Source organism: Jiangella gansuensis DSM 44835 (assembly GCF_000515395.1).
In the GTDB taxonomy this organism is placed as follows: domain Bacteria; phylum Actinomycetota; class Actinomycetes; order Jiangellales; family Jiangellaceae; genus Jiangella; species Jiangella gansuensis.
The window spans coordinates 643,359-666,437 of record NZ_KI911782.1 but is presented as its reverse complement, the minus strand read 5'-3'; the positions used below and the strand labels follow the sequence as shown (position 1 = coordinate 666,437).

The window sequence follows — 23,079 nt, the reverse complement described above, 5'->3', positions numbered from 1 at the left end:
TCAGGGAGACGTCGATTTCTCTGCGCCATCCGTTCATTCCTCGTTCACTCGGGGCGGGTCACGGCGTCATCTCGGAAACCTACGTTTCTAGCGTTACGCAAGGACGAATAGGTCCAGGAAGGACACCAGACGTGAACCTCAGCATTGCGCGCCGCCGGCTGGCGCCGGTCGCCATGGTCGGTGCAGCAGCCATGGTGCTGGCCGCTTGTGGTTCGGACCCCGACACAAGCACGGACGACAGCACGGAGTCCTCGGAGACAGAAGGTTCCGGTGGCGACGGCGGCAGCGAGACCACCAGCGAGCTGTCCGGCAACCTGAACGGTGCGGGCGCGAGCTCGCAGGAATCCGCCATGCAGGCCTGGATCGCCGGGTTCCAGCAGCAGAACCCGGACGTGACCGTCAACTATGCACCCGAGGGCTCCGGCGCCGGGCGCGAGCAGTTCACCTCCGGCGCGGTCGCCTTCGCCGGCTCCGACGCCGCCCTCGACGAGGAAGAGCTGGCCGCCGCCGAGACCGCGTGCGGCGCCCCGGCCGTCGACCTGCCGCTGTTCATCGACCCGATCGCGGTGCCGTACAACCTCCCGGGCGTGGAGAACCTCCAGCTCGGCCCGGAGACGCTGGCGAACATCTTCGGCGGCACCATCACGAACTGGAACGACCCGGCCATCGCGGCGGACAACCCGGAGGCGACGCTTCCGGACCTCGCCATCACGCCGGTGCATCGCTCCGACGAGTCCGGCACCACCGAGAACTTCGTCGAGTACCTGGCCGCGGCCGCGCCGTCGGCCTGGCCCCACGAGGTCAGCGGTGACTGGCCGGCGGGGCTGCCGGGTGAGGCCGGCGCCCAGACGCCTGGCGTGCTGCAGGCGGTGGACGCCGCCGAGGGCACCATCGGCTACGCCAGCGCCGCGGCGGTCGGTGACCGCACCACCGCCGCCATCGGTGTCGGCGAGGAGTTCGTCGAGTACTCCGCGGAGGCCGCCGCCGCCGTCGTCGACGCCTCGCCGCGCGCCGAGGGCCGGGCCGACAACGACATCGTCATCGAGCTGGCTCGGGACACCACCGAGTCCGGTGCCTACCCGATCGTCCTGATCTCGTACACGGTGGTCTGCACCGCCTACGCGGACGAGAACACCGGCAACCTGGTGAAGGGCATGGTCGGCTACATGGCCAGCGACGAGGGCCAGCAGGCGGCCGCCGAAGCGGCCGGCTCGGCGCCCATCTCGCCGGAGCTGCAGGCGGAGGTTCAGGCCGTCGTCGAAGCCATCGAGGTCGGCTGAGACCCTGTTCGTGCCCGACCGGAATCCGACGCGCCGGCCGGTTCGCCCCTCGGGGTGGACCGACCGGCGCGGCGGTGTGTCCGGATGACCCGAGTGATCTCCACGACCTGGAGCTGACCACGTGACCACCACCGCGAACCCGCCGCCGCGGCAAGCGTCCGACACACCCCGGGCGAAGACCCGCCCCGGCGACCGGATCTTCACCTGGTCCACCCGGACCGCCGGCGTGCTGATCCTCGTCGTGCTCGCCGGCGTCGCTGCGTTCCTGATCGTCGAGGCGCTGCCGGCGTTCCAGGCCGACGCGTCGGAGATCGACGGCGGCGAAGGCTTTTTCTCCTACGTCTGGCCGCTGGTCTTCGGCACGCTGGCCGCGGCCATCATCGCGCTCATCGTCGCCACCCCGCTGGCGCTGGGCATCGCGCTGTTCATCTCGCACTACGCGCCCCGCCGCATGGCGCAGGGCCTCGGCTACGTCGTCGACCTGCTGGCGGCCATCCCGAGCGTCGTCTACGGCCTCTGGGGCATCCAGTGGCTGGCTCCGCGGGTCCAGGGTGCCTGGGTGTGGCTGGCCGACAACTTCGGCTTCATCCCGATCTTCGCCGGTCCCGCCTCGGCCACCGGCCGCACCATGCTCACCGCCGGCGTCGTGCTCGCGGTCATGATCCTGCCGATCATCACCGCCATCTCCCGCGAGGTGTTCCTGCAGACTCCGACGCTGCACCAGGAGGCGGCGCTCGCCCTGGGCGCCACCCGGTGGGAGATGATCCGGATGGCGGTGCTGCCGTTCGGGCGCCCCGGCATCATCAGCGGCATCATGCTCGGCCTGGGCCGGGCCCTCGGCGAGACCATGGCCGTCGCCATGGTGCTGTCGACCGGCGGCTTCACCTGGTCCATGGTCACCAGCGGCAACAACACCATCGCCGCCGAGATCGCGCTGGACTTCCCCGAGTCCTCGGGGTTGAAGACGAACACCCTCATCGCCGCCGGCCTGGTGCTGTTCGCCATCACGCTGGCGGTCAACATGTTCGCGCGCTGGATCGTGTCGCGGCGCAAGGAATTCTCGGGGGCCAACTGATGAGCGTCGACACCAGGACCCCCACCACCAGCTCGCTGGCACACAACCAGCTGCCCCGGGCCACGACGCCGATCGTGCTGGCGGCCTCGGTGGCCGCCGGCGCCGGGCTGTCGGCCGTCATCGGCTTCTCGTGGGCGATGTTCGTCGCGTTCGCCGTCGTGATCTTCGCGGTGGCCAACACCGCGGTCTCCGGGGTCGTCGAGGGCCGGCGCAAGGCCACCGACAAGCTGGTCACCACGCTCGTCTACACGGCGTTCGGGCTGGCGCTGATCCCGCTGATCTCCGTCGCCTGGTCGGTCGTCGACAACGGTATGGCCCGGTTCAGCCTGGACTTCCTCACCACGTCCATGCGCAACGTGACCGGCCTCAACGACCAGCAAGCCGTCGACGGTGAGGCGGCCTTCATCGGCGGCGCCTACCACGCGTTGCTCGGCACCTTCCTGATCACCGGCCTGGCCACCCTGATCTCGGTACCGATCGGCCTGCTGACCTCCATCTACCTGGTGGAGTACGGCCGCGGCCGGCTGGCCCGTTACATCACGTTCTTCGTCGACGTCATGACCGGCATCCCGTCCATCGTGGCCGGCCTGTTCGCCGCCGCGCTGTTCGCGGTGCTGTTCGGCGTCGGCACCCGAAACGGCTTCGCCGGTGCCGTCGCACTGTCGGTCCTGATGATCCCGGTCGTGGTGCGCTCCAGCGAGGAGATGCTGCGGATCGTGCCGAACGAGCTGCGGGAGGCCGCGTACGCGCTGGGCGTCCCGAAGTGGCGCACCATCGTCAAGGTGGTGGTGCCGACGGCCATCTCCGGCATCGCCAGCGGCATCACGCTGTCCATCGCCCGCGTCGTCGGCGAGACCGCACCGTTGATCGTCACCGCCGGCTTCACGTCGTCGATCAACAGCAATCCGTTTTCCGACTGGATGATGTCGCTGCCGGCCTACGTTTACAGTCAGGCGATGCGGCCGTTGTCGGGTTCGGTCCCGCAACCGAGCTTCGACCGGGCCTGGGCGGCAGCGCTCACGCTCGTGCTGATCGTGATGCTGCTCAACCTGATCGCGCGGCTGATCGCCCGCCTGTTCGCCCCGAAGACCGGACGCTAGAGCAAGGGATCCTCCACATGTCCAAGCGCATCGACGTCGGCGACCTCAACGTCTACTACGGCAGCTTCCTCGCGGTCGAGGGAGTGTCGATGGCGATCGAGGCCCGCTCCGTCACCGCCTTCATCGGGCCGTCCGGCTGCGGCAAGTCGACCTTCATCCGGACCCTCAACCGGATGCACGAGGTCATCCCGGGTGCCCGCGTCGAGGGCAAGGTCATGCTCGACGGCGAGGACCTCTACGCCCCGAACGTCGACCCGGTCACCGTCCGGCGCCAGGTCGGCATGGTGTTCCAGCGGCCCAACCCGTTCCCCACCATGTCGATCCGCGACAACGTCCTGGCCGGCATGAAGCTCAACAGCACCCGGATGCGCAAGTCGGAGGCCGACGACGTCGTCGAGCGGTCGCTGAAGGGCGCCAACCTCTGGAACGAGGTGAAGGACCGCCTCGAGAAGCCCGGTTCCGGCCTCTCCGGCGGCCAGCAGCAGCGCCTGTGCATCGCCCGCGCCATCGCCGTCCAGCCGGAGGTGCTGCTCATGGACGAGCCGTGCTCGGCGCTGGACCCGATCTCGACGCTGGCCATCGAGGACCTCATCGGCGAGCTGAAGCAGAACTACACGATCGTCATCGTGACGCACAACATGCAGCAGGCGGCCCGGGTCAGCGACCGCACGGCGTTCTTCAACATCGCCGGCACCGGCAAGCCGGGCAAGCTGATCGAGATGGACGACACCACGAAGATCTTCACCAACCCCGGGATGAAGGCCACCGAGGACTACGTCTCCGGCCGCTTCGGCTGATCGGCCGCCTCGGTCGTTCGGCGGCTGGGCGCCGACACGCCGGCCGCTCCACCACGCTGCGGCGTGGCGAAGCGGCCGGCGCTCATTGTGCCGACGGGGTCACCTCACCCGGGGCACCGCTCCTCGCCCGGTCCCGGACTGCGCCGCGGCTCGCACGATCCGGCCGCGTTCCCGATCGTCGATGACGCCGTCGGCAACCAACTGCGCCGCGACCTCGTCGACGTGGCGGACGAACGCACCATGCGACTCCCAGACGCGTTCGTCGTCGATGAGGTCGTTGATGGTGCAGCCGTCGGCGGTGACCCGGTTGGGTACGCCGCTGTCGACACCGCCCACCACGACCGTCTCCCGGGTGTCGGGCTCCGGGCACGCCGACGGCTCGACGTCGGCGATCCACACGTCCCGGAACTCCACGTCGGAGCCGTCGTGGTGGTTCTGGAACCCGATGTGGCCCAGTAGGTCCCGGCTGCCGTCCCCGGTGTAGGTGTTCACGACCTCACCGTTGAGGGTCACCGTGTACGTCTGGCCCACCGCCCGGATCTCGTAGGTGTTCCACTCCCCGATCGGATTCGCCAGCACGTCGGTGATGGTGGCGAAGTTGTAGATCGAGCCGGTCTTCTGCGGGTCACCGCCGTTCGGGTTGTCCTCGATCTGCACTTCGTAGCCGCGCACGCTGTCGTCCGGCTGACGAACCCACGGCCCTTCCCAGTCCACCGGCGCCGGGAAGCGCGTGAAGACACCGGAGTTGTCGGTCGGGTTGTTCATCCGGTACTTCAGCTGCAGGTGGAAATCGCCGAACGCCTCCGGCGTGTACCACAGCAGGCCACCGGAGCCCCGGCTCATGAGCGTGCAGTCCGACGTGACGGTGAACGATCCGTTGCCCACCATCTGCCAGCCGTCGAGTGTCTGGCCGTCCCACAGCGAGGTGAAGCCTGCCGGCGGCTCCGGCTCCGGGCACACCTGGGGCTCGGCCCCGGTGAGCCGGAACCAGTCGAACGACGCGTCCACGACCGGGATGTTCGGGTCGCCGCCTCCACCGGACATCGCGGCCAGCCCGACGTTCCACGCCGGCCCGCTGCTCAGCCCGTACGGCCGGCCCAGCGGCGTCCATTCCTCCCCGTCGACCGAGTACGACGCTGTCACCTGCAGGCCGTCGCTGGTCAGTCGCAGGTCGAAGGTGGTCGGGAAATCGGAGGGCAGGGCCACGTAGTCCGCGGCGGTGTTGCGTTCCTGCCCGGCCGCGACGGTGAAGAAGGACATCCTCCGGGTGCCGTCCGGACGAGCCATCACCACCGCCTTCGCGAAGTCGTCGTCGCCGGCGTGCAGCACCAGACCGGCCTGCTGGAATGCAGTGCTCGCCTCGATGCTGACGCGGGTGGTGGCCTCCCACGCGGTGCCCGGCGCCGGCCGCATGATCAGGTTCGGGGCGTCCGTCTGCGACCCGGTCATGTCGCCGTGCGCCGTCGGCAGCACCAGCTGTCCGTCCGACAGCTGGTACCCCTCGGGGTCGTGGCGGACGATCGACGACCAGCAGCCGAGATCCAGGGCCTCGGCGTCGAACTCGTCCACGCCCTCGTCGTGGCACTCCGGCAGTGGCTCCGTGACCGTGATGTGCACGCCGGCCGAGCCGGTCCGGCCCTCGTCGTCGGTGACCGTCAGCACCGCGAGGTACTCGCCGGGTTCGGCGTAGGTGTGCGTGGCGTTCGCCTCGTCCGCGGTGGCGCCGTCGCCGAAGTCCCAGGAGTACCCGGTGATCGCGGCGCCCTCGGGGCTGGTGGCCGAGCCGGTGAAGGTGACCTCGAGCGGTGCCTCACCCTGCTCCGGCGTCGCCTCGACCGTCACCTGCGGGCCGCTCCGGTCGGTGACACCGGCGCCGTTGAACCGCAGCCAGTCCAGAGCCAGCAGGTCCGGACCGCCGGAGGCCCACTCGTCGTTGCGGAACACCAGATACAGAGGGAACGTGTCGCCCGGATCGGTGAGATCGCCGGTCCGTTCGACGACGGTGTCGTAGTTGCCCGTGACCGGCACGTCGACCGATCCGAGCAGCTCGCCGTCGGGACTGTCGCGGCGCACCTCGATGGTGCCGCCGAGGCCGCCGGAGGACGCGCCCACCGTGAGGGAGTCGATGTTGGTCAGGTTCACCGGGTCGAACCGGATCCAGTCGCCGTCGGTGATGTCACCGAGCCGCGCCCCGGCACTGGCCTGCGGACGGGCGTAGACGGTGACGCCCTCGGAGGCGGCGAAGTGCTCCGCCTCCATCCGCTTCGGGTTGAGCCGGACCGAATCACCGCTGGTGAGCGGTTGGACGCCCGGCGCACCCGCGTCGGTGAACGTTGCTTCCAGGACGTAGTAGAGGTTGGTGTCCAGCCCGTGCCCGCCGTCGGTGATGGTGGGGATGGTGCCGGTGCAGTTCGGGTAGTTGTCCAGCGGGTGCTGGTGCTGGTCGTGGCCGAGCAGCGCACCGATGACGATGCTGTCGCAGGCGATCGACCCGTCCGCGGTGCTCCCGTCCTCGGCATCCTGCACCGTCACGTCGTAGGCGACGTTGTCACCCCAGTCGTAGAAGCCGCCGTGCGGCGGCCAGCTGAAGTCCACCTCCGGTGCGCTGTTCCCGGCCGAGATCCGGACCGCCGCGACGGAGCTGCGGTCCCTGCTGTCGGTGACCGTCAGCAGCGCCGTGTAGTTGCCCGCTTCGGTGTACGTGTGTGACGGGTTCGGCTCGTCCGAGGTGGCACCGTCGCCGAAGGACCAGTGATAGGTCATCGGCAGCCCGGCCGGGTGGTTGGTCCCCTCGCTGGAGAACTCGACGGTGAGCGGCAGTTGCCCCGACGTCGGCGTTCCGGACGCCTGGACGACGGGTGGCCGGTCGCCGCCGACGTAGTCGATCCGGTAGATCCCGGCGCCCTCGTTCACGTCGCCGCGGCCGGCACCGCTGCCGGAGCCGAAGTCGATGACGTACAGAGAGCCGTCCGGGCCGAACGTCGCGTCGAAGGGACCGCGGAAGGTCGTGGAGTCGAGGAACGGGTTGATCGCCAGCAGGTCGCCGGCTGCCACCGGGTCGAACTCCTCGTTCTCGAACGCCAGGTCCTCCTCCACGCGGGTGATGGTCTTGTAGAAGTGCCGCGCGTACTCGAAGACGAACCACTTCCCGTCGTAGTACTCGGGGAACTTCGTGTCCGACTCCAGCTCCGGGTCATAGTCGTACACCGGGCCGCTCATCGGACCCGCGCCACCCGCGCCGAGCTCGGGGAAGTTCGGCGACTGCTGGTAGGAGTACCAGACGTAGGCCTCCTGGACCGGCGGGAGCTGCTGCAGGCCGGTGTTGTGCGGGGAGTCGTTGACCGGTCCGCCGGCGCAGTCGAACGGCTCGCCGGACTGCCCGGTGGCGAAGTCGTAGTCGATGTACGGGATGTTGTTGCCGACGCAGTGCGGCCAGCCGTAGTTGCCGGCCTCACTGACCACGTTCCACTCGACCATGCCCTCCGGCCCACGGTTCGGGTTGGGCTGGGTGGCGTCCGGGCCGTAGTCGGCCACGAGCACGTCGCCGGTCTGCTGGTCGACGGTCATCCGGAACGGGTTGCGGAAGCCCATCGCGAAGATCTCCGGCCGGGTCAGCTCCGGGTCGGAGGTCTCCGGCGGGAACAGGTTGCCCTCGGGGATCTCGTAGCCGCCGTCGTCCGTCGGGACGATCCGGATCACCTTGCCGCGCAGGTCGTTGGTGTTCGCGGAGGTGGCCTGCGCATCCCACGGAGCGCGGTCGGGCCGCTCGTCGATGGGCGCGAAGTTCCCCGACTGGGAGAAGTCGGTGTTGTCGCCCATCGACGCGTAGAGGCTGCCGTCCGGTCCGAACTCGACCGCACCGCCCATGTGCACGTTGGCCAGGCCTACGTTGCGCCAGGTCGGGAACTCCAGCAGGCGCTGCTCGGACTCCATGTCCAGCAGGTCCGCCTCGAAGTCGAAGGTGAGCCTGGAGATGTTGATCTGCGCGACGTCGGGGTCGGAGTACATCACGTACAACCAGCCGTTGTCGGCGAAATCCGGGTCGAGAGCGAAGCCGGTCAGGCCGTCGGAGTGCCGGGCCGTGCTGAGCCCCAGCTCGAGGTCCCCGATGGTCCTGACCTCCAGCGTCTCCTGGTCGATCATCTTGATCTGCCCGGTGCGCTGGATGTAGACGACCCGGCGGTCCGGTGTCACCTCGAGCTCGAACGGGTCGGCCAGATCATCGGTGAGCTGGGTGATCGCGAAGCTGTCCTCGTCGGTGGCTCCGCAGTCGCCGGGCACGGCGCCGGCCGCCCACTGGATGCCGCCGAGCAGATGGCCCACGAAGGCAGGTTCCTCGAACGCGGCGGCGGCATGCCCGCCGGCGGTGTACCAGGACCGGCCGCCGTCGTAGACCTGACACCAGGAGAACGGGTGGTGCACGCCGGTGTCCATGTCGGGGATGCCGTCGCGCTGCTTCACCTCGGCCAGGACGTGGACGTCACCGGTCGGGTTCGGCTCCAGGTTGAGCCACCCCTCCGAGCGCTCCCACAACTGCGGCAGCTCCTGCGTGGACGGGTGGACCTGGTCGAGCACCGTGACCCGGCCGGGATGGGTGCCGCCGGTCTCGGCGTACTCGGGATGGCTGGAGACGCGTGCCCCGACCAGTCCCCCGTACCACTCCCACGTCGGTTCGGAGTCGGCCGCGGAGTGCAGTCCGACGTAGCCTCCGCCGTCCTGGATGTACCGGGTGAACGCCTCGCGCTCCTCAGCGGACAGCAGGTCGCCGCTGTCCGCCGTGGAGTGCGTGTTGTTGAAGACGACGACGTCGAAGGTGGCGAGGTCGGCGTCGTTGAAGAGGACGGTGTCGTCGGCGAGCACGACCTCGAAGTCGTGATCGACACCGAGCTGCTCGATGGCCGCCTGGCCGGCCGGGATCGACTCGTGCGCGTCGCCGGTGACCTTCGAGAAGACCAGGGCCCGGAAGCCGGCCTCGATCGTCTCGTCGGTCTCGGTCGTCTCGGTTGTCTCGGCGGCGGGGACTTCGACACCGGGGTCTTCGGCCCCGGCGGCCTGGATTCCGGCCAGGGGTATGACCAGGGAACTCGCACCCAGGGCTGCCAACAGGCTCGATCGGCGCATTCGGTACTCCATCCAACGTCGGCGTCAGGATGTGGAAAGCGCTTACCCTCTGAGAGGGTGGCCGTGATCAGTCCCCGCTGTCAAGGGATCAACGTGATCCATCGCGCAATTCGCCGAATCCGGTCGGCGCCGAGCAGCCTGTCACCCGCCGACCGCGACGCCATGCCCGGTCGCCCGGTGCCGCGACTGCCACCTGATCGTCGATGGGTCACCTGATCAGGTCAGTGGCGACGATCAGGTGACGACCGCACGCGGGGACGGTGCGTGCCCGGTCACCTGATCGTCTCCAGCATGTGGACCGGCCACGATCAGATGACCTCGACACACCAACTCAGCGCGAGCGGTCACCTGATCATCGCCTCGCCCAGCTCGGCCGGGCCGCACGACACGGCACGCTCGGAGCGTTGTCATGCATCGTGGTAGCTGACAGCAGACCACCTGGGCGCCGGGCGCCGCACGTCCCCGGAGAGCCGAAGGAGCCGGCGCGCCTCAGATCGAACTCAGGCCCGGGAGGATGTGCAGCAGCCAGTAGCAGCCCGCCGCCACCAGGCCGGCCATCGGGATGGTCAGCACCCATGCGGTGACGATGTTCCCCGCGACACCCCAACGCACCGCGGACAGCCGCCGGGTGGCACCGACGCCCATGACCGCGGAGGTGATGGTGTGCGTCGTGGAGATCGGGGCGTGGAACGCGAAGGCCGTCGTGTAGAGCACCCCTGAGGCCACCGCCTCCGCTGCGAAGCCCATCGGCGGGTCGAGGTGGACGATGCGCCGCCCCAGAGTGCGCATGATGCGCCAGCCACCCGCGTAGGTGCCGAGCGCCAGCGCCGACGCCGCCGCCACGATGACCCACCACTGGACGTCGAAGCCGCTCTGGTACCCCCCGACCACCAGCGCCAGGGTGATGACGCCCATCGTCTTCTGCGCGTCCTGCAGCCCGTGCCCGAGCGCCATCGCCGCCGCGCTCAGCGTCTGCGCCACCCGGAAGCCGCGGTTGACCCGGCCCGGGTGGGCGCGCCGGAAGGTCCATTGGATGGCGGTCATGAGAAGGAACGCGAGGAGGAAACCGACCAGGGGCGACGCCACCATGGGGATGACGACCTTGTCGAGGATGCCATCCCACTTGACGTCGTTCATCGACGCCAGCGCGGCACCGATCAGGCCGCCGATCAGCGCGTGCGAGGACGACGACGGCAGACCGAACCACCAGGTGATGAGGTTCCAGGTGATGGCGCCGAGCAGGGCCGCGAGCACCACCAGCAGTCCGCCGTCGCCCTGTGGCGCCTCGATGATGCCGGCACCGACGGTCTGTGCCACGCCGGTGCCGAGGAACGCGCCGATGAGGTTCATCGTCGCCGCCATGATCAGCGCGGCACGCGGCGTCAGTGCGCGGGTGGAGACGGACGTGGCGATCGCGTTGGCCGCGTCGTGGAAGCCGTTGGTGTAGTCGAAGGACAGAGCGACGACGATGACCGTGATGATGAGCGCGAGCTCCACGGGCTCACGACTCCTTGATGGCTATCTGCTCGACGATGTTCGCGACGGTCTCGAAGCCGTCGACCGCCGACTCCAGCGTATCGACCACGTCCTTGAGCTTGTGCACGGTCAGCGCGTCGTACTCGCCGGAGAAGATGCGCGCCAGCAGCCGCCGATAGTCCTGGTCGGCCTGGTTCTCCAGCCGGTTCACCTCGATCCAGTAGTCACTGAGGTCGCTGGGGGTGCGCAGCCTCGGCATCGCGTCGGCGGTCAGGTCGGCGGCCCGGCCCAGGACGTCGGCGAGGTCGCCCACTCCGGTGGGCAGATCGCCCACCCGGTACAGGACCATCAGGTCGAGAGCGGCCTCGACGTCGTCGAGCACGTCGTCGAGGCCGCCGGCCAGGCGGTAGATGTCCTCACGGTCGAACGGCGTGACGAACGTGGAGTTCACCCGGCGAATGATCTCGTGCGTGTGCTCGTCGCCCTGGTGCTCGACCTCCTTGAGCCGGATCGCGATGGCGGGCCGGTCGGCATCGGAAGCAAGAGCCTCGGACAGCAGGTGGACGCCGTCGCGGACGTTGCGTGCGGATGCGGCGAACAGATCGAAGAAGGCGTTGTCTCGCGGAGATAAACGCACGACGCTCCTCTGCCGGAGTTGGCGAACGATGGAATGCTAGACGGTGAACAGTGTGTGACGCGTGCCACGCACCGGGTTCCACCTGTGGATCATCAGCTGAACCATCCTTCGGCGAAACTCGGCGGGCCGTCGGCCGGCCACCACGCCGTGCCCAGCGACTCCCAGCTCAGCATGGCGGCGCACACGGCCAGCGCGAGCACACCGAGCACCACCCACGCCGTCCGCGGCGCTCGATCGAGCGGCGCCACGACACTCGCCAGACCGTGCCGCGATCGCACCGTGCCCGGTCCCCACCACAGCAGCAGTGTGCCCACGACCGCCCCGGCCAGATATGGGGTTCGCAGACCGCCCACGTCGGTCAGGCCGACCAGGCCGCCGACGGCAACCGCGCCGGCCGCCCCCACCACCAGTTGTCCGACGCACGGCCCGATGGATGCGAGCAGGTCCCACGGCGAGGCCAGCGCGGCGAGGAAGGGGTCGCCGCGGTGCTGCCCACGCAGCTCACGCCGTTCGAACAACCGCCGGCGGATCCGCCACGTGACGCGGCCGAGCAGCAACATCCCGAGCCCGGCGACGGCGCCGGCGTACGGCGCCCACGCGGCGATCAGCGCGACGAGCAGGCCGGTGAGAACCAGCGCCGTCCGGGACCGCCACACCCCGGGGTCGCGCGGCGGCGATGGAGCCGGAGGAGGTGGCGGCGGCGCGGCCGGGCGGGCAGGCGGAGGCCCTGCCGGTCGCGTGGTCAGTGATGGCGGCGGCACTGGCGGGAAGGCCGCCGTCGCCGCGGTGTCGTCGGTGACGACCGGGGTCTCGTCGGTGGCGGCGAGGGCCGGGTCGGTGGCGGGTTCGGCCGGCGGCGGCACCGGAGGCATGGCCATCGTCGCGGCGGCGTCGGGCCCGGCCAGCATCGTCAGGGCCGCCTCGACGCCGAGGCGGCGGACGGGGTCGACCTCCAGCGCCATGGCAAGCACCGACGCGAGACCCGGCTCGACACCGCTGAGGTCGTGTTCTCCGCGGCGGATACGGTCGAGCACCGCGATGTCGGGGCCGTAGCCGTATGGCGGGCGACCGGTCGCGGCGTAGGTGACGGTGGCCGCCCAGCCGTGTACGTCGGTGGCCGGTGTCGGGTTCTGGCCGATGACGGTTTCCGGCGCCAGGTAGCCGGGGGTTCCGGAGATGAAGCCGGTGGCGGTGAGCCGGGTGTCTTCGGCCGCGTGCGCGATGCCGAAGTCGATGAGTACTGGGCCATCGGAGGTCACCAGGACGTTGCCGGGTTTGACGTCGCGGTGGACGACGCCCCCGGCGTGCACCGAGCGCAGCGCCTCGAGCAGGCCGGTGGCCACCCGGTGCAGATCGCTGCCGTGCAGGGGTTCGTGCTCGGCCACCAGCCGGGTGAGCGGTACCCCATCGACGAACCGGGTGACGACGTAGGGCGGGTCGGCGGTGACGTCAGCGTCCAGGACCTCGGCCACCCGCGGGCCGCGGACCCGCACGAGGGTAGAGACCTCGCGCTCGAACCGGCGGCGGCCGTCAGCGCCACCGACCAGCCACGGCCGCAGGGTCTTGATGGCCACCTGGCGGCCGTCCGGCGCGGATCCCAGGTACACCACACCCATGCCGCCCTCGCCGATCTGGCGGTGGACCCGGTACGGGCCGATCTGGGTGAGTTCGGCCGGCCTTGCGTTCACAGGTAGACGGTAACCGACGGCGTGGATTCGCACCTGGTGCGAGGCGCGCCGACGTATAGCCGCACGTCGGGGCCGGCCGTCTGCTTTGCTATGTACATCGGTATCGATCATGGTGGTTCGGCCGCGCCGGTCCAGGCGCGGCCATGGGAGGACGACCCGATGGGGAGCCAGGGCCAGGCGACGGCTCAGCACGACGACCCGGACGGCGCGACGGCGCCGTCGCGCTTGCCGCACCCTCGGCGCCCCGGGCTGCCGCCGTCCACACAGGTCTCCGACGCGTTGGGGCGCGCGGTCAATCGCTCCAGCCGGCTCGACACGCTCACGAAGGAACTGAGGGCGGCCGGCGGTCAGGGCCGGACGTCATCCTGGCTCGCCGACCGGCTCGGTGTCTCGGCGCGCACCATCAAACGGGACGTCATGGCGCTGCAGCAGGCCGGCGTCCCGATCCGGGCCACCAGCGGGCCGCAGGGCGGGTACGTCATCGACCCCACCGGTCAGCGGCCGCTCACCCTCACCGCCGACGAGGCGCTCGCCGCCGTCGTCGGGCTGCAGGCCGTGCCCGACCAGCCGTTCGCGCCGGCCCGGTCCAGCGCCGTCGCGAAGATCCTGCGCGCGGTCGCCCCCGAACGGCGAGCCGAGGTGGCGCAGTTGGCCGACCGGGTCTGGATCCGCCCCGGAGAGCCACCGGCGGCGTCGGACGGACCCATCCGGCAGGTGCTCACCGATGCCCTGCGCGACCGCCGGGTGGTGCTCATCGACCACGGACCGGACGACCGCACGGATGCCGAGGCCGGCGCCGACGGCGCTGCCGCCGCCGTCACCGCCACCGTGCAGGTCGAGCCGCTCGGGTTCGCCCACTCGCGGGGGCGGTGGTTCGTGCTGGCGTGGTCCCGCGACGACGACGCCGGGCGCTGGTTCCCGCTCGACAACATCCGAGCCGCGCAATCGACCCACGAGACGTTCGAGCCACGCGACGTCCGCGAGGTCTTCTCGCCGCCGTCCTGACGGCGGGGTCAGCTGGGCTGCCGCGCCGACGGCGGCGCGAATGGCCACTCCTCGAACTCGCGGCAGCAGCCGTCGTCGTCGAACCGGACGATCCACAGGTCGCGGTACTCCTGGGTGACCGGGTCGCCGTACGCGACGTCGGCGCGCACGACCGCGGTGTCGCCGTCGACCGCGATCACCTCGGTGACCATGCTGAAGACCTCGTCCGGGCCGTCGCGCTCGGCCTCCCACATCTCCTCGATGGCCGCCAGCCCGAGTACCGGCTGGCGGTACGGGCCCTGCAGGTAGCTGCCGTCGGCGGCGAACAGCTCGGCGAGCGCCGTCACGCCCGGGCTGCGCCAGGCCCGCTCGTAGCCTTCGACCCAGGACGTGACATGCGCTCGGTCCATGACGTCAGCCTGCCACGGCGGCACGCGATTCGCTGGTACCACCGGTGAGTTCGTCGACGGTTCGGATGGTCGCGAACCGCCCCGCCAGCGCATACTCCGTCCGGGCCATGACCTCGGCCACCGGCAGCGTCCGGGGGTCGGCCAGGATCTCCGCGTTGGTGCGCCCTGCCGGCGCGTCCCGGTGCTCGATCGGGTTGGTGGCGGTGGCATCGATGACGAACGTGACGGCATACCCGAAGTCGCTGGCCAGCCGGGCCGTGGTCTCGCAGCACTGTTCGGTCCGGATGCCGCAGACCGCCAGCTCACCGATGCCCCGTTCGGTCAGCAGCTGCTGCAGGTTCGTCGTCGTGAACGCGTTGTGCGACGTCTTGGTCAGCACCGGCTCACCGGCTCTCGGCTCCAACCCGGGCAGCAGCCGCACGTGACCGAGGTCGGGGTCGAAGACGGTGCCGGTGCCGGGCTCGGTGTGCAGCACCCACACCACCTGGTCCCCGGCCGCGCGCGCCGCGTCGACCAGGCGCCCGATCTTCTGCGCGATGTCCGGGTCCGAGATCAGCTGCCAGCTGTCGCGTTGCCGGAAGGACTCCTGGACGTCGAGGACGACGAGTGCACGGTTCATGTTCCGATGGTCGCCGCCCGGCCGTCCGCCGGCCAGGCGGAATCGTGCCGTGCTGCCGACACATCCGGTCATCCGTACTATCGGGAGCGTGCCCCCCATCTCCACCGCGCCGCAGGCTGCGCCCGACGTGGCCGCCGAGGCCGTCCGCCGCCGCACCTTCGCCGTCATCAGCCACCCCGACGCCGGTAAGTCCACGCTGACCGAGGCGCTGGCGCTGCACGCCCGGGTCATCGGCGAGGCCGGTGCCGTGCACGGCAAGTCGGGCCGGCGAGCGGTCATCTCCGACTGGATGGAGATGGAGCAGGCCCGCGGCATCTCCGTCACGTCGGCGGCGCTGCAGTTCGAGTACGCCGGGCATGTCGTCAACCTGCTCGACACCCCCGGACACGCCGACTTCTCCGAGGACACCTACCGGGTGCTGGCCGCGGTCGACTGCGCGGTCATGCTGCTCGACGCCGCCAAGGGCCTGGAGCCGCAGACGCTGAAGCTGTTCGACGTGTGCCGTCACCGCGGCGTGCCGGTGGTCACCTTCGTCAACAAGTGGGACCGCCCCGGCATGCACGCACTCGACCTGGTCGACGAGCTCGAGCAGCGCATCGGGCTGCGCGCCACCCCGGTCAACTGGCCCGTCGGCGAGGCCGGCGTCTTCCACGGTCTGCTCAACCGTGCGGACGAGACGCTGACGACGTTCGAGCGCGCCCCCGGCGGTGCCCGCATCGCCGCCGAACAGACACTGCCGGCGGATCAGGCGAAGCAGCGGCACCCCGAGGAGTGGAGCACCGCGCTGGACGAGGTCGCCCTGCTCGACACCGTCGACACCTCGTCGTTCCTCGGCGGCCAGACCACCCCGCTGTTGTTCGGAGCCGGCGTGGTGAACATCGGCGTGCGCCAGCTCCTCGACACCCTGGTGGAACTGGCGCCGGCCCCGGAGGCCCGCGCGGATGTCGACGGCGTGGCCCGGCCGGTCGACGCACCGTTCTCCGGGCTGGTGTTCAAGGTGCAGGCCGGCATGGACAGGGCCCACCGCGACCGGCTCGCGTTCGTACGCGTGTGCTCCGGCCGTTTCGAACGCGGCGCCGTGGTCACGCATGCCGCCACCGGACGACCGTTCGCCACCAAATACGCCCGCACCATGCTCGGCCGCGAGCGCGAGACCATCGACGTCGCGTACCCCGGCGACATCGTCGGCCTGGTCAACGCCAACGCTCTCACCGTCGGCGACACCCTCTACGCCGACGGTGCCCCGGTCACCTTCCCGCCGATGCCCTCGTTCGCGCCCGAACACTTCGTCACCGCCCGCACCACCGACACCGGCAAGGCCAAACAGTTCCGCCGCGGCATCGAACAGCTCGCCGAGGAAGGAGTGGTGCAGATCCTGCAGTCCTCCCGCCGCGGCGACGGCGCACCCATCCTCGCCGCGGTCGGCCCGCTGCAGTTCGAGGTCGCCACCGCCCGGCTGGGCCAGGAGTTCGGCGTCCCGGTGGCCCTGGACCAACTGCCCTACGGGCTGGCCCGCCGCACCGACGCCGACTCCGTCGCCGCCCTGGACGCCGAAGCCGGTGTCGAGGTGGCCGAACGCCGCGACGGTGCGCTCCTCGCCCTCTTCCCCGACAAGTGGCGCCTCGCCTCGGTCCAACGCCGGCACCCCGACCTCCTCCTCGAACCACTGGTCGCCGGCACCGAGTGACCGTCCGCGGGTCGCTACAGTTTCGGGCATGACTGCCCGACCCTTGCACGAGCTCGTCGAACCGGGCTGGGCCCGGGCACTGGAACCGGTGGCCGCGCGTATCGCGGCGATGGGTGACTTCCTGCGCGCCGAACTCGCCGCCGGCCGTACCTACCTGCCCTCGGGGCCGAACGTGCTGCGCGCGTTCACCCAGCCATTCGACGACGTCCGGGTGCTCATCGTGGGCCAGGACCCGTACCCCACGCCCGGGCACGCGGTCGGGTTGAGCTTCTCGGTGGCGCCAGATGTGCGGCCGCTGCCGCCGAGCCTGGTCAACATCTTCCAGGAGTATTCCGCCGACCTCGGCTATCCGACTCCCAGCACTGGTGATCTTTCCCCATGGAGCGAGCACGGCGTGCTGTTACTGAATCGTGCCCTGACAGTTGCTCCGCGTAATCCCGGGGCGCATCGGGGAAAGGGGTGGGAAGAAGTGACTGAGCAGGCGATCAGGGCACTCGTGGCGCGCGGAACACCATTCGTCGCCATCTTGTGGGGACGCGATGCGAGAAATCTTCGGCCACTACTTGGTAACGTTCCGTGCATTGAATCGGCCCACCCCAGCCCCATGTCCGCACGCAACGGATTCTTCGGATCACGGCCGTTCAGTAGGGCAAATGAGCTTCTCCAGGGGCTCGGCGCGCGGCCTGTGGAGTGGAAGCTCCCCTGAGTCCGGGCGTTCACTAAGTGGGACTCGGACTTGTGCTACTGGCGTTCGATCATCGTATGCTTCCCGGCGCGGGCCCAAGGTGGTACTGTTTCCGCGGTTGCAGTAACAGTTCCTCGCACGTCCTTGAACGCCCGTGGGATGTTATCGCGGGCGTTTTTCGCTTCTCTGTGCCCAGCACTGTGGTAGCGGGAGACGGCGGCAGCAACCCGGAGGTCGCACGGTGCGGCTTCCGTCACCGTCCCGTAGGAGGACACGGCACATGGCACAGGGAACCGTCAAGTGGTTCAACGCCGAGAAGGGCTTCGGCTTCATCGCACAGGACAACGGCGAGCCGGATGTCTTCGTGCACTACTCGGCGATTCAGGCAGACGGCTACCGCACGCTGGACGAGAACCAGCGCGTGGAGTTCGAGATCACGCAGGGCCCGAAGGGTCCGCAGGCGGACGCGGTTCGTCCGGTCTGATCGAGCTGTCGCTCCGCTGCCCCCGTACCGTGAGGTGCGGGGGCAGCGGTGCATAAGGGCGCGGCTCAGCCGGGCGCGGCGATCCCGCGAAGCCAGCGCAGCAGCCGTGCCCGGCGGACGTCGTCGTCGATGATCGGGCAGGTCACGCAGTAGTCGCCGCCCTCCTGATAGACGAAGCAGCATCCGCCCCGAACCAGCCAGGTTGCGGCGAAGGTCTGGTCGGCCACCGGGAACGGCCGGGGCCGCGGTAACGGCGCCGCCGCCCTTGCGGCCAGCGCGTCGACGACGGCGGCCGCCCGCTCCCAGGCGTCGTCGAGCGCGGTGCGCAGCTGCTCGCCCCGCCACGCGCCGGCCCGGGCGACGACCGTGCCGAGCATGATCTGGTGCACGGAGTCGGCCACCGCCGCCCAGAGCACCCGCCGGCCGATCCGGGTGAGCCGATGCACCTGCTCGAAGGCCGGCTCCAGTACTGCCACGACCGGTCGCGCCAGCCGGTCCTCGAAGCCCCCGGCGGCCGGAACGATCGTCAGCGGCCGCACCGCGAGCCGTTCGCAGAAGCCTCGCGCCCCGAAACCCAGCCACGTGTACGCCGGGTCGAGCTCGAGCACCAGGCCGGCAGCGGCGGATCCCGCCAGTGACGGGCCGGCGAGGGTGTAGGTGAGCCCTTGAGCAAGCGCGACGGCCGCGCCGACGGCGTTGCCAGCGGCCGCGTCGCCGCGCGCCGCTGTGAGCAAGGACGACAGCACAGCCGGATGCTCGAGCTCGCCGGCGGGCACCCACTGAGCGTCGCCATGCGGCCGGGCCGTGGCGACTGCCGGCGCCAGCTCCGGGACCGGGACTCCGGGCACCGCGCGGCAGGCAGCGGCGAACGGATCCATGCCGGCATTCTCCCGCGAGCGGGGCTCTATGAGTGGTCCTGACCACCCGCCGTCCACTCGCGACTCGGCCCTCTGCAGCGGATCGGAGCAGCTCAGCGGGCAGTCGCGGGGGGCACCGGCCGGCCCGTGGCGGGCGCCTCCGACCCTCGTTGAGCGAAGTAGACGGACCTTTCTGTCCCAACGGGGTTGATAACGAAGCCGCAACATGATTCGGTGGTTCCAACGTGGTCAAGCAATCGCCACTGCCCTTCGCATTCTGGAGAGGTGTCGGCATGCAGACCCAGGTCTTGTCGTCCACTGACGCACGTACACATCACCAGAACCTTGAGAAGACCGACCGCAACGAGCTGACGAACGATCTGTTGCGCCGGGCCGCCCAGGCCGGCGGGCAGGAGCGGCAGCGGCTGATCGACGAGGTGGTCCTGCTGCATCTGCGGCTGGCCGAGTCGATCGCCCGCCGGTACAGCAACCGCGGGATCGACCGGGACGATCTGGTCCAGGTGGCCAACCTCGGCCTGGTCAACGCCGCGCAACGGTTCGACCCCGACCTCGGCAAGGACTTCGTGTCCTTCGCCGTGCCGACCATCACCGGTGAGGTCAAGCGGTACTTCCGCGACCACGGCTGGACGGTGCGCCCGCCGCGGCGAGTGCAGGAACTGCATGCCGCGGTCGCCGCCGCGACCGCCGAGCTGACCCAGACCCTGGGCAGCGCACCCACGCCGGCCGACCTGGCCGAGCACCTCGGTGTCGAGGTCGACGACGTGCTCGAGGCCAGCGCGTCGCACGAGTGCTTCACCGTGGCCTCCCTGGACTACCGCGGCGGGGGCGGCGAGGACACTCCGCTGGCGGATTCGCTGGGCGAGTCCGAGGCCGGGTTCGCCCGCGCCGAGGCCGTCGTCGCGCTGGCCCCGGCCTGCCGCGACCTGCGGCCCCGCGACCGGCGCATCCTCTACCTGCGCTTCTTCCGCGGCTGGACCCAGCAGGAGATCGCCCAGGAGCTGGGTGTCACCCAGATGCAGGTCTCCCGCCTCCTGGCCCGCATCCTCGGTCAGCTCCGCGCCGCTCTGGGCGCGCCCGAGCCCCCGCCGGTCACCCGGCGCTCGGGTCGCGATCGCGATTCGGCGCCATCGCACTGAGCATCGCGAGCAATCGGTCGACGGCCGCGCTGCGCCGCTCCGCTGCGGGCAGCGCGGCCGACACCGCCCACGCGGGCACGGGGTCGGCGATGCCCAGCGCGTCGAGACCGGCCGCGCCGCGCTTGTGCCGGACGTGCTCCGGAACCAGCGCCACGCCGAGCCCGTGACGGACCAGCTCCAGCACGGTGTGGACGTCGTTGACCTCCATCATCACGTGCCGCTCGATGCCGGCGCTCGCGAAGGCACGGTCGGCGAGCTGCCGGGCGCCCCAGTCCTGCTGGAAGTCGACGAACCCACAACCGTGCAGTTCGTCCAGCTTGATCGTGCCGCTGCCGGCGAGCCGGTGATCCGGGCGGCAGAGCACCACCATGGACTCGCTGCCCAGCGGGACCAGCTCGACGTCGTCCGGCGCCGGCCCGACCACGGGGACGAACGCGACGTCGAGCCGGGCGGCGCGGACGTCGTCGAGCAGCCGCGCCGAACCGCCCTGGTCGAGCAGGACGTCGACGCCGGCGTGGGAGGTGCGGAACCGGGCCAGCAGCCCGGGGACATCGACAGCACCGAGGCACTGCTCGGTGCCGACCCGCAGCGTCCCGCGCAGCAGCCCGTTCACCGCCGCCACGGCCTCACGGGCGGCCTCCACACTGGCCACCGCGCGCCGAGACTCGGCCAGCAACGCTCGGCCGGCCTCGGTGAGGCTGACCTGCCGCGTGCTGCGGTGGAACAGCGCGGCGCCGAGCTCGCGCTCCAGCGCCCGGATGGACGCCGAGAGCCCGGACTGGCTGATCAGCAGCCGGTGGGCGGCCCGGGTGAAGTGGCCCTCCTCCGCGACCGCGATGAAGTGTTCCAGATGTCGCAGTTCCACGATCCAGAATCGTAGCTTCTCAATCCGTTCGGTTCGTCCTGTTGGACACACAGGCGGCCCTCGATCGAGACTGAACCCGCCCCCTCGACATTCGCACGGAGGTCCATCCATGCAGTACCGCCGAATCGGCGACACCCAGGTCAGCGCCATCGGGCTGGGCGGGATGCCGATGTCCATCGAAGGCCGGCCGGACGAGTCGCGCTCCATCGCCACCATCCATGCGGCCCTGGACGCCGGCGTCACGCTCATCGACACCGCGGACGCCTACCACCAGTTCGCCGGGGAGGTCGGGTACAACGAATCGCTGATCGCCCGCGCCCTGGCCAGCTACGGCGGCGACACGTCAGGTGTACTCGTCGCGACCAAGGGCGGCCTCCTGCGTCCGGGCGACGGCTCCTGGGTCCGCGACGGCTCCCCGGCGTACCTGCGCGAGGCGTGCGACGCATCGCTGAAGCGGCTCGGCGTCGACGCCATCGGGCTCTACCAGTTCCACCGGCCCGACACCAAGGTCCCGTACGAGGAGTCCATCGGCGCGATCCGCGACCTACTCGACGAGGGCAAGATCCGGATGGCCGGCATCTCGAACGCCGACCCCGAGCAGATCCGGCTGGCCAACTCGGTTCTGGACGGCCGGCTGGTGTCGGTTCAGAACCAGTTCTCCCCGCGCTTCCGCAGCAGCGAGCCGGAGCTGGAGCTCTGCGACGAGCTCGGCATCGCGTTCCTGCCGTGGAGCCCGCTGGGCGGCATCTCCAGCGCCGGCGAGCTGGGCTCGACCCACGCCGCATTCGGGCGCATCGCCGCCGCGCACGGCGTCAGCCCGCAGCAGGTCTGCCTGGCCTGGATGCTGGCCAAGAGCCAGCACGTCGTGCCGATCCCTGGTTCCAGCCGGCCGGAGACCATCCGCGACTCCATGCAGGCCGTGGATTTGGTACTCGACGACGCCGAGCTTGCCGAGCTCGGCTGACGATCGCCGGCGGCGGCAGCCACCTCCAGGTGGCGCCGCCGGCCGCGGCGGCCCGGGCCGCGACCTCAGCTGACCGCGTCGGCCCAGGTATCGCTCAGGGAGGCCTGCCGGGCCGACATGGACGCCTCGAGGGCATCGCCGATCTCGTCGTAGAAGTGTGGCGGGGATCCGGTGGCCACCTGCTGGACCTGCGAACGGACGCCGATCTCCCGGGTCACGATGCAGACGCCTCCGCCGCGGGCCTGGATGCGGTGGTGGAGGTCGACCAGTGCCGATGCCGCCGTCGGGTGCACCACCCTGGCCTTGCCGAGGTCGAGGACCACGTGCTGACTTTCGGCGGCGGCCGCCGCACCGTGGATTTCGTGCACCTTCCCGGCGTCGACATCGCCGGGAACGGTGAGGATCGTGCAGCCGCCGAAGTCGCGGCTCTGCACGGTGACGTCGTTACTCACGGACGCTTCACCACCATCTGTTCACGTAGGCAGGGAACTCCGCCTTCTCCCTACCCGTGCCGTCGTGGTCGGGCCGGCCACGCGACGGTGTCGCACCAGCCCGATGCCATCCGACGCCTACCCTTACTGAGCGTCGCATATCGTGTCAAGAGTCTTCGAGATCATGTGCGGACGTCACTCTGGCACGTCCGGACGCCGGAATCAAGATCCTTTGCGCCCGGCGGCCCGGAGTGTCCGGCCGTGTACCACCGCCGCCCGCGACAGGTCGCAGCGTCGTGCAACCCGGTCGGCACCTGGCGCGTCATCGAAGTGACGAGGGCGCCGAGCAGGACCTGGCGCCCTGGTCACGGGGGTGCCCGCGCCGTCAGGCGCAGCGGGTGGCCGGGCCCACGTGCGCGCGTGGGCCCGGAAGCCGCCCCTCACGTCGTCTCGTCGGCCACCCAGGCCAGATACTCCGCGCTGCCGCCGACGACGGGGACCACCACGATCTCGGGCACGTCGTAGGCATGCACCGCCTGCAGATGTTCGACCAGCGCGTCGACCCCGCCGGCCGCCGTTTTGATCTCCACCCGCCACTCCGGGTCGGTGCGCACCTCGCCCTCCCACCGGTACACGCTGGTGATCGGGACGATCTGCGCACACGCACCGAGCCGCGCGGCGACGACACCGGCGGCCAGCTCGCGCGCGGCCGGCTCGGTGTCCGTGGTGGTGGTGACGACGACATGCCCTGCACTCACACCC

19 protein-coding genes and 2 pseudogenes are annotated in these 23,079 nt (G+C 70.4%); 10 read left to right on the top strand and 11 right to left on the bottom strand.

All coding sequences use genetic code 11. The annotated features are described in order from the left end of the window. Nucleotides 1-131 precede the first annotated feature (131 nt). The 4 genes from pstS to pstB all read left to right on the top strand — a co-directional run bounded on the left by pstS (nt 132) and on the right by pstB (nt 4,252). Nucleotides 132-1,280, top strand: coding sequence for a phosphate ABC transporter substrate-binding protein PstS (gene pstS / locus JIAGA_RS0103405; protein ID WP_035812037.1), 1,149 nt, complete (start codon nt 132-134; stop codon nt 1,278-1,280). Between the two features lie 121 nt (nt 1,281-1,401). Continuing rightward, complete coding sequence (gene pstC / locus JIAGA_RS0103400) at nt 1,402-2,355, top strand: phosphate ABC transporter permease subunit PstC (protein WP_026874579.1); 954 nt, start codon at nt 1,402-1,404, stop codon at nt 2,353-2,355. Next, entirely contained in the window at nt 2,355-3,455 is a 1,101-nt protein-coding gene (gene pstA / locus JIAGA_RS0103395) for a phosphate ABC transporter permease PstA (RefSeq protein ID WP_026874578.1), read from the top strand. The genes pstC and pstA overlap by 1 nt, the downstream gene beginning before the upstream one ends. Nucleotides 3,456-3,472: 17 nt before the next feature. Then, nucleotides 3,473-4,252 carry a phosphate ABC transporter ATP-binding protein PstB gene (gene pstB / locus JIAGA_RS0103390; RefSeq protein ID WP_026874577.1) on the top strand — a complete coding sequence of 260 codons (780 nt, stop codon included), beginning with the start codon at nt 3,473-3,475 and terminating at the stop codon, nt 4,250-4,252. Between the two features lie 99 nt (nt 4,253-4,351). Here the strand turns inward: pstB and JIAGA_RS36320 are convergent. From JIAGA_RS36320 to JIAGA_RS32725, 5 genes and pseudogenes are all read right to left on the bottom strand, one after another. Then, a pseudogene (locus JIAGA_RS36320) lies at nt 4,352-5,806 on the bottom strand (3-keto-alpha-glucoside-1,2-lyase-like domain-containing protein); the annotation flags it as partial. A gap of 45 nt (nt 5,807-5,851) precedes the next feature. Then, nucleotides 5,852-9,310: pseudogene (locus JIAGA_RS27295) on the bottom strand (ThuA domain-containing protein); the annotation flags it as partial. A gap of 552 nt (nt 9,311-9,862) precedes the next feature. Then, entirely contained in the window at nt 9,863-10,870 is a 1,008-nt protein-coding gene (locus JIAGA_RS0103380) for an inorganic phosphate transporter (RefSeq protein ID WP_026874576.1), read from the bottom strand. 4 nt (nt 10,871-10,874) lie between these two features. After that, nucleotides 10,875-11,486, bottom strand: a complete 612-nt coding sequence (locus JIAGA_RS0103375; protein ID WP_026874575.1) for a DUF47 domain-containing protein — start codon at nt 11,484-11,486, stop codon at nt 10,875-10,877. A 92-nt stretch (nt 11,487-11,578) separates the two neighbouring features. Continuing rightward, a complete protein-coding gene (locus tag JIAGA_RS32725; RefSeq protein ID WP_051425649.1) occupies nt 11,579-13,174 on the bottom strand; it encodes a serine/threonine-protein kinase in 1,596 nt (531 codons plus the stop codon). 159 nt (nt 13,175-13,333) lie between these two features. On the opposite strand from JIAGA_RS32725, the gene JIAGA_RS0103365 reads away from it, so the two are divergent. Next, nucleotides 13,334-14,179 carry a helix-turn-helix transcriptional regulator gene (locus JIAGA_RS0103365; RefSeq protein WP_084469440.1) on the top strand — a complete coding sequence of 282 codons (846 nt, stop codon included), beginning with the start codon at nt 13,334-13,336 and terminating at the stop codon, nt 14,177-14,179. 8 nt (nt 14,180-14,187) lie between these two features. Here JIAGA_RS0103365 and JIAGA_RS0103360 read toward each other — a convergent pair whose 3' ends face one another. After that, complete coding sequence (locus JIAGA_RS0103360; protein ID WP_026874573.1) at nt 14,188-14,568, bottom strand: YybH family protein; 381 nt, start codon at nt 14,566-14,568, stop codon at nt 14,188-14,190. A 4-nt stretch (nt 14,569-14,572) separates the two neighbouring features. Beyond that, a complete protein-coding gene (locus tag JIAGA_RS0103355) occupies nt 14,573-15,187 on the bottom strand; it encodes a cysteine hydrolase family protein (protein ID WP_026874572.1) in 615 nt (204 codons plus the stop codon). A 79-nt stretch (nt 15,188-15,266) separates the two neighbouring features. On the opposite strand from JIAGA_RS0103355, the gene JIAGA_RS0103350 reads away from it, so the two are divergent. From JIAGA_RS0103350 to JIAGA_RS0103345, 3 genes are all read left to right on the top strand, one after another. Continuing rightward, complete coding sequence (locus JIAGA_RS0103350; RefSeq protein WP_425402775.1) at nt 15,267-16,874, top strand: peptide chain release factor 3; 1,608 nt, start codon at nt 15,267-15,269, stop codon at nt 16,872-16,874. Nucleotides 16,875-16,902: 28 nt separating this feature from the next. Beyond that, a complete protein-coding gene (locus JIAGA_RS33620) occupies nt 16,903-17,580 on the top strand; it encodes a uracil-DNA glycosylase (RefSeq protein WP_084469438.1) in 678 nt (225 codons plus the stop codon). A 259-nt stretch (nt 17,581-17,839) separates the two neighbouring features. Further along, nucleotides 17,840-18,043: a cold-shock protein gene (locus JIAGA_RS0103345; protein WP_026874570.1), complete on the top strand. Its 204-nt coding sequence runs from the start codon at nt 17,840-17,842 to the stop codon at nt 18,041-18,043. A 65-nt stretch (nt 18,044-18,108) separates the two neighbouring features. On the opposite strand, the gene JIAGA_RS32720 is transcribed toward JIAGA_RS0103345, so the two are convergent. Then, nucleotides 18,109-18,921 carry a (2Fe-2S)-binding protein gene (locus tag JIAGA_RS32720; protein WP_051425645.1) on the bottom strand — a complete coding sequence of 271 codons (813 nt, stop codon included), beginning with the start codon at nt 18,919-18,921 and terminating at the stop codon, nt 18,109-18,111. 272 nt (nt 18,922-19,193) lie between these two features. Here JIAGA_RS32720 and JIAGA_RS0103335 point away from each other — a divergent pair, with 272 nt between their 5' ends. Continuing rightward, nucleotides 19,194-20,057, top strand: coding sequence for a SigB/SigF/SigG family RNA polymerase sigma factor (locus JIAGA_RS0103335; RefSeq protein WP_035812034.1), 864 nt, complete (start codon nt 19,194-19,196; stop codon nt 20,055-20,057). On the opposite strand, the gene JIAGA_RS0103330 is transcribed toward JIAGA_RS0103335, so the two are convergent. Then, nucleotides 20,011-20,922: a LysR family transcriptional regulator gene (locus JIAGA_RS0103330; RefSeq protein WP_026874568.1), complete on the bottom strand. Its 912-nt coding sequence runs from the start codon at nt 20,920-20,922 to the stop codon at nt 20,011-20,013. The genes JIAGA_RS0103335 and JIAGA_RS0103330 overlap by 47 nt on opposite strands. Nucleotides 20,923-21,031: 109 nt before the next feature. Between JIAGA_RS0103330 and JIAGA_RS0103325 the strand changes: the two genes are divergently transcribed. Next, complete coding sequence (locus JIAGA_RS0103325; protein ID WP_026874567.1) at nt 21,032-21,886, top strand: aldo/keto reductase; 855 nt, start codon at nt 21,032-21,034, stop codon at nt 21,884-21,886. A gap of 65 nt (nt 21,887-21,951) precedes the next feature. Here the strand turns inward: JIAGA_RS0103325 and JIAGA_RS0103320 are convergent, their stop codons facing one another. Together JIAGA_RS0103320 and cutA are read right to left on the bottom strand one after the other, a co-directional pair. After that, nucleotides 21,952-22,338 carry an STAS domain-containing protein gene (locus JIAGA_RS0103320; RefSeq protein WP_084469437.1) on the bottom strand — a complete coding sequence of 129 codons (387 nt, stop codon included), beginning with the start codon at nt 22,336-22,338 and terminating at the stop codon, nt 21,952-21,954. Between the two features lie 419 nt (nt 22,339-22,757). Beyond that, on the bottom strand, nt 22,758-23,075 hold the full coding sequence (gene cutA, locus JIAGA_RS0103315) for a divalent-cation tolerance protein CutA (RefSeq protein ID WP_026874565.1): 318 nt from the start codon (nt 23,073-23,075) through the stop codon (nt 22,758-22,760). Between the last annotated feature and the right edge of the window lie 4 nt (nt 23,076-23,079).